This is a genomic window from Pantoea sp. CTOTU50773, assembly GCF_032082325.1.
GTDB lineage: Bacteria > Pseudomonadota > Gammaproteobacteria > Enterobacterales > Enterobacteriaceae > Pantoea > Pantoea communis.
Window position 1 is genome coordinate 1 of the sequence record NZ_DAMDQC010000170.1, and the last position, 9,405, is coordinate 9,405.

The window sequence follows — 9,405 nt, forward strand, 5'->3', positions numbered from 1 at the left end:
CACTCAGCTTGCGCGGTTTCCTCCAAACGCTCCGCCCAACAGGGCAGTTCGACGTTGAGGGTTGTTTGCTGCCATCGCTGGAAAGTGAAATCAAAAGATGGTGCCGCCCTGATAAACGTCTGGTTCTTACGCACTACAATCAGGCAGCCTTGCGCAATTACTGGCGCGCGAATGCAACCGATACCCGCTATAACCTCACATCACGTAACTGTTCGACCAGCGTAATGCAGGCGCTGGACGTTGCTACTGAAGGCTTGTTGGGTGAACACGGTTTGAAAGGGCTTTGGGTCATCCTCAACCCCGATTTTTGGTTGTTGAGCCTGGTACGCAGCCGCGCAGAAGGCATGACGTGGACGCCAGGACTGGTGATGGATTACTGCATTTTGCTGCGCCGTGTGCTGGAAACTCAACAGCGAACCAGCCGCTATCGCAAAATCATTCATCGTTTAAGAGTCGAACTGCTCGGCGCACGCATGGTCGTGCGCAGTTTGTTACGTTGACCGTTTTTGAACAGCATTCAGGCAAAACCATTCTGTTGCAGAATGGCTCTGGCCGCTGTTGTACTGAGAAAGGCGGCAAGGGGATTAGCAGAGTGGGTGAAAGTCGCCCATCCATATTCCGCCTGAATGTTGAACGGTTCCGGTATGCTCAATACCTGCAAATGCGGATGATTGATTAGACGTGGAGCATAGCTGGCGTAACCAATGAAGAGATCTGCGTGCTGTTGGTCGATTAACCATTGTGCTGCCAGTTCGCCCGTGGGGACAGCCAGGCTATCGATGCCACCCACCAGCTGACGCGCGCGCTGTTTCAACCTTTCACCGCAGCCTGGATAAACCTGTCCGATATTGTCAAACAGCTGCCAGGTGTAATCGCCGGAAGGGTCGCTTAACGGCGTCGATGTTGCCAGCCGCAGGTCGTCACGTTGTAAAAGAGAAAGCCAGGTGTCGTTTTCGGTGACAACGTCACTTCTGGTGGTCAAACATAGACTGTTAGCGGCAAATTTGCCGGTGTGCATTGCCAGACCGCGCTGTAACAGCGTGGCCGGGTGCTGAAGATTGGCGGAGGCAAAAAGATCGCAATGTTCACCTCGTTAAATCCTTTGCCGCAGTAAGCCAGCAGGACCAAAGTGGGTGTCGGTCGTCAGGCCAGACTGATGATGAAAGGCTGTCATCAGATCCGGCCAGACACCGCGCAGACTACCGGCTGCCAGAATGTGCAGCGTTGTCATGATAGGCGGTCCGATAAAAATGCTGATACCAGCGATCAGCCTGCTGTTGCATATCAATATCGCGGAATTTTTCCGGATAGAGTTTCTTCGCCATCCAGAGCTCACCCAAGCCGATAGCTTCTGGCATTGGATAGCCCCAGGCTTTGGCATATTCCGGCATCAGCCAGACCCGATGATGCTTCACCGCGTCAATGGTGCGCCAGCGTGGATTTTGTTGGATCTCATCCACCACTTGAGGATAGCGATCCTGGACAAAAATCACCTGAGGATTCCACGCCACAACTTGCTCCATGCTGACTTGCTTGAAACCCTGAACGGTCGATGCCGCAACGTTGTAGGCGCCCGCGTGCAACATCATCAAACCGGTGTATTTGCCAGAACCATAAGTGGTGAGGTCCGGATTGGCCATGTAAGCACGAACACGCTGTTGCTCAGTTAAACCTTGCAGACGATCGCTCACCAGTTTACGTCCGGCAAACGCCGCGGCAATCAGTTCTTTGGCCTGTTGCTGCTTATTCACCACCTCACCAATCAAGGTAATCCCTTCTTTGATGCCGAGATCGTAAGCTTGATTCTCATTCTGCATGCTGGGGTTAATCTTGCCTTGTTCCCCTGCATCGTCATGGCGTAAGGAAATAGCCAATACCGGAATGCCCAGCGCCGAAATCTTGTCAATCATCTCTTTTGGCGCGTAGTTAGTGACAAAAACCACCTGCGGATGCAGCGCCACCAATTTTTCTAAATCCACATGGGTCAGATCGCCCAGCATGGCTTTCTGTGTCAGTTCAGGCACCAGCTGCGCGTAGCCATCACCCAACTGTTGCTTCCAGTTCGCGAGGATGCCGACGATATTATCGGTCGCGTTGAGTTGCACCAGCAGGTTCAGCGTTTGGTGCTGTAGCACCACCACGCGATCGACCTGATCGGGGATCGTCACCTGACGACCAATTTGGTCGGTCACCACACGGCTGGCGAAGGTGTTCAAAGAGGTAAAGGTGAGTAAGCCCGCCAGAATCATGCGGTTAAGCGTTGTGTTCATGAGTTATCCCTGCAGCGTAATGCAACGGATTATATAGCGCTAATTGGCAGGTGCCTATGACTGTTTCAGTGATACGCAGTCGTCGGACGACATGGCACAGCGTCATCTGCTACAATATCGGGCCAATTGCAGCGCGATCCGCTGTCAATTTTCACCTGTCAAATCAAAACAAAAGCCATCGGGCGAATCAACCTGCATGGCGGTGGAGTAGTGGTTGTTATGTTGCACGATGTAGGAATTATTAATGTCTGGACGTTTCTGGCGGGTGCGCTGGTGATTATTCTGCTGCCCGGCCCAAACAGTTTATACGTGCTGCGTACCGGGATGAGCCGCGGTGCTAAAGCGGCGTCTAAGGCGATAGCAGGGGTGATGATGGGTGATCTGATTCTGATCTTCCTTGCCTGGGCCGGTGTCGCGACGCTGATTCGCACCAGTCCGCACATTTTTATGGTGGTGAAGTATCTGGGCGCGATGTTCCTGCTCTATTTAGGCGTAAAAATCATTCTGGGTGCATTGCGCAAGCGCGAAGGTAACCAGCCCGCTGAAGCCGTTAAAATAGAAAATTATTTCCTGCGCGCACTGCTGCTGGGCGTGACCAACCCGAAAGCCATTCTGTTCTACGTCTCCTTTTTCATCCAGTTTATTGATCCAGCAGTCACTCACACTGCGCCTGCCTTTGCAGTGCTGGGCTCGATGATTCAACTGATCAGCCTGAGCTATTACCTGATTTTGCTGATGGCGGGCAACGTGATGGTTCGCTTTCTGAAAAATCGCACTCGTCTGGTAAAACTGGGGAATATGCTCACGGGCATGTTGTTCTTTGGTTTTGCTGTGCGCTTAATGAGTGCACAAAGTTAATTTTATCCCCAGCGCTAATATCCAGGAAACAGCAGGAAAACCTGCTGTTTCCGTTTTCGGGTAGCATTTAAATTATCCCCGGCTTTCTACTCCCACCAAAATTTGTTGTGACCCGCCCAGCTTTTTTCTTTTAATTTATTCGACGTTCTTAATGAGCAGGATATTGTTTGCCATAGTGCAGTGCACTATTGGTGTGCACCGTTAAGGCGCAGAAAAGATTAATGACTGCGGACACAAGCGGATATTTAACTGGCACCACTCTTGCATACCCTTGTATATACATGAGTGTATCACTTGTCGCTAACACCCCATAATCATAACAGAAGGAAATAACTATGTTTTCTCTCCATGCTATGAAGAAATCAGTTTCTCATGTTTGCTGCTTAGGTTTATTCACACTCGCGGCACACTCTGTTTATGCAGCGGAAACAGCGCCTATCAAAATGGGGGTTGAACCCTGGTTGGGCTACGGCCAGTGGCACATAGCCTCGGCAAAGGGCCTTTTTGCCAAATCTGGGTTGAACAAGGTTGAAGTGATTAACTTCGCCGAAGATAAAGATATCAATGCGGCGCTGGCGAGTGGTCAGATTGATGCCGCCAATATCGCTACTCACACCGCTATGGGGATGATTTCCGCCGGGCTGCCGGTAAAAATCGTCCTGGTGCTGGATCAGAGCAACACGGCAGACGCCATCCTGGCGAGCAAAGAGGTCGGCAGCGTTAAGGAGCTCAAAGGCAAGCAGGTCGCATATGAAGAGGGCACCACCAGCGATATCCTGCTGCGCAGCGCGCTGGCATCGGCAGGATTATCCTTTAGTGATATTAAACCGGTGCCGATGCCTGCAGCTTCGGCTGGTAGTGCCATCCTGGCTGGAAGAGTACCCGTAGCAGTCACCTACGAGCCCTATCTCAGCGTGGCGAAGAAATCAGACCCCAGTATTAAAATGCTGTATAGCGGATCTTCCGATCCAGGTTTAATCAGTGATGTGCTGGTCGTGCGTGATGATTTTATTAAAAGCCACCCGGATGAAATAAAAGCATTAATTAAGACCTGGGGTGCGGCGCTCGATTTTTATAACGCCAATACCACTGAAGGCCGCGCCATTATTTCTAAAGCGGTGGGGGCTACACCTGAGGATTTAGATACCGCCTTTGATGGGGTTAAATATTTTACCTTGAGTGAAAACAAAGCCTATCTCTCACATGATTTCACCACTAAAACCTTCCCGCATATTTTAAAAGCGGCAACCGAGGCCGGAATTGTGACCCAACCGGTGACGCCTGCTCAAACCATTGATGCAGAGTTTGCCAATCAGCAATAAGCGTTGATAGCGCCTCTCTGCCGCACCTGTCAGCGGAGAGGCATGGAAATCAGGAGGGGGCATGAGTTCAGTTGAGTTGCAGCGGGTTAATCGTCAGGCGAAGAAAAAACGCCGTCGGAGTCACCTTTTAACCATTGGTAGAGAACCCTCACGGGCCCAATTTTTAACTATCGCGATTCTGGTGTTCGTATTCTTGATTCTGGCCTGGTGGCTGGCCACATCCTCAGGAGCAATCAAACCTATTTTTCTGCCGGGCATTGAACGCGTCTGGCATCAGATGGTGACGCTGGCACAGAACGGTACTTTGCAAAGTGATATCGCCAGCAGCCTGTATCGCATGGTGATTGCGTTCGCGATCTCCTCGGCGATGGCCATTTTGATTGGCGTTCTGGCGGGTTGCTACGGTTTGTTTAAAGCCATAGTTGAACCTCTGGTCGATTTTATTCGCTATATGCCGGTGGTGGCGTTTGTCCCTCTCACCATTTTATGGACGGGTACTGACGATATTCAGAAATTCCTCGTGATCTGGATTGGTACCTTCTTTCAGCAGGTGCTGATGATGATCGATGCCATCAAACGCGTGCCACCTGATTTCGTCGGGCTGGGTCGTACCCTTGGCTTATCCGATCGCAAAATCTTACTGCGAATTGTCATCCCCTCTGCTTTACCCGCAATTTGGGATGCATTGCGCATCAGCCTCGGTTGGGCATGGACGTGGTTAGTGCTGGCTGAATTGGTGGCTTCTACCTCAGGTTTAGGCTACCGCATTGTGGTTTCCCAACGCTATTTCCAGACCGACACCATCATCGGCTACATCCTGTTACTGGGGCTGCTGGGCCTGATTACCGACCAAATCATGCGCGCCGCTGAGCGTGTGTTATTCCGCTACAACCGGAGACGTTCCTGATGGCGAGCTTAACAATAAATAAACTGGAGAAGAGTTTCGCTCAGGGGAAATCTCGCCGCCGCGTGCTGCATGGCATCGACCTGACGCTCAATGACAACGAGTTTGTTTCGATTGTTGGGGCTTCCGGCTGCGGCAAAAGCACACTGTTATCTATTGCAGCTGGTCTGGAGGAGTTTGACAGCGGCGATGTGCTGGTAGACGGGCAACCGATTCCCGGCCCTGGGCTGGATCGCGGCGTAGTGTTCCAATCTTACACTTTGCTGCCGTGGCTGACGGCGCGCGGCAATATTGAATTTGCCCTGAAAGCCGCAGGCACACCAGCCAGCCAGTGCCGGGAAATCGCGCAGCAGCATCTGGAACTGGTGAAACTGGGTGATGCCGCCGATCGCTGGCCCAGTGAACTATCGGGAGGGATGAAGCAGCGTGTGGCCATCGCCCGAGCGCTCTCGTATCGCCCCAAAATTCTGTTAATGGATGAGCCTTTTGGCGCGCTGGATGCCATGACGCGTCACCAGATGCAGCAGTTATTGATTGAGATTTGGGAAAAGCATCGCCTGACGGTGATGTTTGTTACGCACGATATTGAAGAAGCCGTCAGGCTGTCGGACCGCATTGTCGTGATGGGCCCAGGAAAAATCGATACCACTTTCGCGGTGAACTTACCGCGCCCCCGTCATGAGGGGATCAATCGCGTACCTGAATTTATCGAGCTGCAGCATAAGGTGCTGAGCCGCATTCACCAACACGAATTCACGCACTGACAATATTGAGGATTAACTATGGCCGTTTCATTTCATGATCTGTCAACGTCTGACGTATTACCTGAGCAGCTATTCAAACGCACCGAATCTGACCTGTCGAGTTTTGCCGAAAAGGTGAAGCCGATTATTGAAGCAGTCAGAACTGAAGGGGATCAGGCGTTAATTCGTTTTGCCCGTGAATTTGATGGCGTGCAGCCAGAAACCTTTGCCATCAAGGCTGACGAACAGGAGTTCGATGCGGCATTCGAACGCGTTGATCCGCAGGTGATCGACGCGATCCGTTTCGCGGTGGAGAATATCCGCGCGTTTCATGAAGCACAGAAGCCCGAGGAGATGTGGTGGAAAGAGATGCGTCCTGGTGCTTTTGCCGGTGATCGCCATGTTCCGATTGATGCCGTAGCCTGCTATGTCCCGCGCGGTAAGGGTTCATTTCCCAGCGTATTGCTAATGACAACCATCCCCGCCATCGTCGCCGGTGTGCCGCTGCCCATTGTGATTACGTCCCCAGGCCCGGATGGCACTGTGGATGATGCAACGCTGGTTGCTGCGCGGTTGGTGGGAATTGAGCACGTGTACAAATGTGGCGGTGCACAAGGGGTGGCGGCAGTGGCGTTGGGCACCGAATCCATTCCGAAATGTTTAAAAATTGTCGGCCCCGGCAGTCCCTGGGTGGTAGCGGCCAAACGTCAGCTTGCGCATTTGATCGATCCCGGTGTGCCTGCGGGTCCTAGCGAAAGCCTAATCTTAGCGGATGATTCGGTGAATGGGGCATTGGCGGCGCTCGATCTGATAATTGAATCCGAACACGGCCCGGATAGCTCGGCTTATCTGGTGACGTCCAGCCGTCGCGTGGCGGAAGAGGCCATCGCCGCGCTACCGGGCTACTGGCAGCAGATCGGTGAAAAAAGGGCAGATTTCTCCCAGCGCGTACTCTGTGGCGACCACGGTGGCGTGATCCTCACCAAAGACTTTGCCACGGCGATTGAATTCGTCAACGCGTACGCCCCGGAACATCTCGAAGTGCTGGCACACGAACCGATGGATGTGATGATGAAAATCCGCAATGCGGGTGAAATTCTGCTGGGAGAGCATTCGCCGATTGTGCTGGGTAACTTCGTGCTCGGGCCTAATGCGGTGTTACCAACCAACGGGGCGGCGAAAACCGCAGGACCGCTCTCGGTGTTTGACTATATGAAGCGTATGTCTATCGCTTATGTCACCAGCCGGGGCTATCAGGAATTGGCTCCTAAAGCCAAACGCTTTGCGGAATATGAAGGGTTCCCCGGCCATGCATTGGCGGTGTCAGATATCCGACAGACCTTACTGAAAGGTGGGCGCGATGAATGATCGCCTGCGTCCTCCACTTGCGGCAGAAGCGCGTCGTTTAACCAAAGAAAACCAGTGGGAACGTGCCAGCGAGAAACTTCAGCAGTTGATCGCAGATGTCACCGGGATCGAGGCGATCAGCCTGCAGATCAACCGCGATCAATACAGCCTGAACTCTTTAAATGGTCGCGTGGTGCTCGCGGATGGGCGCACGCTGTTTTTCAAATTCCATCACGAAGAAGGGGAAGAGCACACCATTGATGAGTATTACCGCGCTGAACTGCTGCGTGAGCATGGCTTCGCTGTCGATGTGCCGGTCTACACCTGCGGTGAACCGGGACGACAAATTCTGCTGTACAGCTTACGCAACGATCAGCGTCTGGCGGATGTGTGCCGTGCAGTGGAATCCACAGCGGACTGGAAGCAATCAGCAGCGATTATTGAGGCTCAGCGTCGCGCCGATAGCGATATTCTCGCTCACACGCTGCCGCCGTTGCGTATGGCAACGGCGGCAGAAGTGGCAGCTGAATCTATTCATCAATTGTTCTGGAATCGACTGGTTTCCGAGGGTGATCCGGATGGCTTGGGTGGGCGAGTAGCGCAGTTCTATATTGGGCAGCGCTTCACGCTGGGTGAGGTGCAGCTCGATTGGGAAACTCTGAGCCAGATGCATTGGCAGGTCAACGGCGTGTTATATCCCAAGACTCTTCACCAGCTGTTCCTGGCCGCGGGAGAAGTGTTGAAACCTGCTGCGCTGGCGTCTCACGGTGTCGTGGTGGCACATGGTGATGCACACAATGCCAACGTATGGTACGAAACGCAGCACGGTGAACCTGAACTGGTGAGTTTCGACCCTGCTTTTGCGGGTAGCAATATTCCCGCTTTACTGGCTGAAATTAAAGCCACGTTCCATAACATTTATGCGCATCCGTGCTGGTTGTATGAACCTGACGATGCCGCCGCCCGCTATCAGGTCAATGTGCGGTGCGATGGCAACACGCTGATTGTTGAACATGACTGGCAACTCAGCCCGCTACGCCGCGCATTTCTGACCAGTAAAGGAGAGCTTTACTGGAAGCCTTTGCTTGCAGCCCTGCAGGAGAAAGGCTGGCTGCCCGGCAACTGGCAACAGATTATGCGGCTGGCGTTGTTCTGCTGTCCGACGCTGGTGATGAATTTACGTGCCGGCTCATCCAGTAACCATAATCCGACAAGCTCAGCGATTGGCTTCTCGGTTGCCGTGATGCTGGCGTGCGGCGGAGAGGATGAATTCACCCACTGGATCAACAGCCTGATCACGGAGAACTGAGATGAAAGCGATACGCCTCAAAAGTATTGGTCAGGTCACTGTTGATGAACTCTCCCCACCCGATTTGCCCGCCGGATGGGCCAGGATCAACGTGCACTCAGCAGGAATCTGTGGCTCCGATTTACATAATTTCAAAACTGGAAAGTGGATTGCTCATCTTCCGGTAACACCAGGACATGAGTTGTTCGGCGTCATTAGCGAAATCAACGGCGAGAGCGACCGCTTCCAGCCAGGCATGCGCGTAGTCGCTGATTCGCGCGTGTATTGCGGCCATTGCGCATTTTGCTCGTCTGGCGCGATGAACCTGTGCGAGTCCCTAGGCTTTGTAGGAGAAGTGTTTGACGGTGGTTTTGCTGAACAGGTAACGTTACCGCTAAGTAGTTTGCTGGCGGTACCCGATGCGATTCCCGATGAGATAGCGGTATTGAGTGAACCGCTAGGCGTGGCGTTGCGAGTGGTGAATCAACTCAATCCCGCAGAAGGTGATGCTGTGTGTGTCACGGGCGGCGGAACCATCGGAGGTTTGACAGCGTTACTTCTGCATCGCTTGAAAAAATGTCAGGTGCTGTTTGTCGAACCGAATTCGCAGCACTATCAATTGATCGCTTCTTTCGTGCCGCTGTCCTCGCCCCAAAAATATTCCTTTAGTGTT

At 52.8% G+C, this 9,405-nt stretch carries 9 protein-coding genes and 1 pseudogene; 8 read left to right on the top strand and 2 right to left on the bottom strand.

Going from position 1 to position 9,405, the window contains the following annotated elements:
• A partial coding sequence (locus RT340_RS19625; protein WP_313377538.1) for a DUF4105 domain-containing protein occupies positions 1–500 on the top strand: 500 nt, incomplete at its 5' end.
• Between the two features lie 17 nt (positions 501–517).
• Here RT340_RS19625 and RT340_RS19630 read toward each other — a convergent pair.
• Positions 518–1,231, bottom strand: a pseudogene (locus RT340_RS19630) (substrate-binding domain-containing protein).
• Positions 1,200–2,270 (bottom strand): ABC transporter substrate-binding protein, encoded by a 1,071-nt coding sequence (locus tag RT340_RS19635; protein WP_313377539.1) that lies wholly within the window; start codon positions 2,268–2,270, stop codon positions 1,200–1,202. The pseudogene RT340_RS19630 and the gene RT340_RS19635 overlap by 32 nt, the downstream one beginning before the upstream one ends.
• 219 nt (positions 2,271–2,489) lie before the next feature.
• On the opposite strand from RT340_RS19635, the gene leuE reads away from it, so the two are divergent.
• The 7 genes from leuE to RT340_RS19670 form a co-directional block, all read left to right on the top strand.
• Positions 2,490–3,128: a leucine efflux protein LeuE gene (gene leuE, locus RT340_RS19640; RefSeq protein WP_058961387.1), complete on the top strand. Its 639-nt coding sequence runs from the start codon at positions 2,490–2,492 to the stop codon at positions 3,126–3,128.
• Positions 3,129–3,463: 335 nt separating this feature from the next.
• Positions 3,464–4,450, top strand: a complete 987-nt coding sequence (locus RT340_RS19645; RefSeq protein ID WP_211728978.1) for an ABC transporter substrate-binding protein — start codon at positions 3,464–3,466, stop codon at positions 4,448–4,450.
• Between the two features lie 61 nt (positions 4,451–4,511).
• Positions 4,512–5,357: an ABC transporter permease gene (locus RT340_RS19650; protein ID WP_313377540.1), complete on the top strand. Its 846-nt coding sequence runs from the start codon at positions 4,512–4,514 to the stop codon at positions 5,355–5,357.
• Positions 5,357–6,118 carry an ABC transporter ATP-binding protein gene (locus RT340_RS19655; RefSeq protein ID WP_097119114.1) on the top strand — a complete coding sequence of 254 codons (762 nt, stop codon included), beginning with the start codon at positions 5,357–5,359 and terminating at the stop codon, positions 6,116–6,118. Before RT340_RS19650 ends, RT340_RS19655 begins: the two co-directional genes overlap by 1 nt.
• 18 nt (positions 6,119–6,136) lie before the next feature.
• Complete coding sequence (gene hisD / locus RT340_RS19660; protein ID WP_313377541.1) at positions 6,137–7,465, top strand: histidinol dehydrogenase; 1,329 nt, start codon at positions 6,137–6,139, stop codon at positions 7,463–7,465.
• On the top strand, positions 7,458–8,753 hold the full coding sequence (locus RT340_RS19665; RefSeq protein ID WP_097119116.1) for a hypothetical protein: 1,296 nt from the start codon (positions 7,458–7,460) through the stop codon (positions 8,751–8,753). The genes hisD and RT340_RS19665 overlap by 8 nt, the downstream gene beginning before the upstream one ends.
• 1 nt (position 8,754) lies before the next feature.
• Positions 8,755–9,405, top strand: a 651-nt coding sequence (locus RT340_RS19670) for a zinc-dependent alcohol dehydrogenase (RefSeq protein ID WP_313377542.1), incomplete at its 3' end; no start/stop codon positions are given.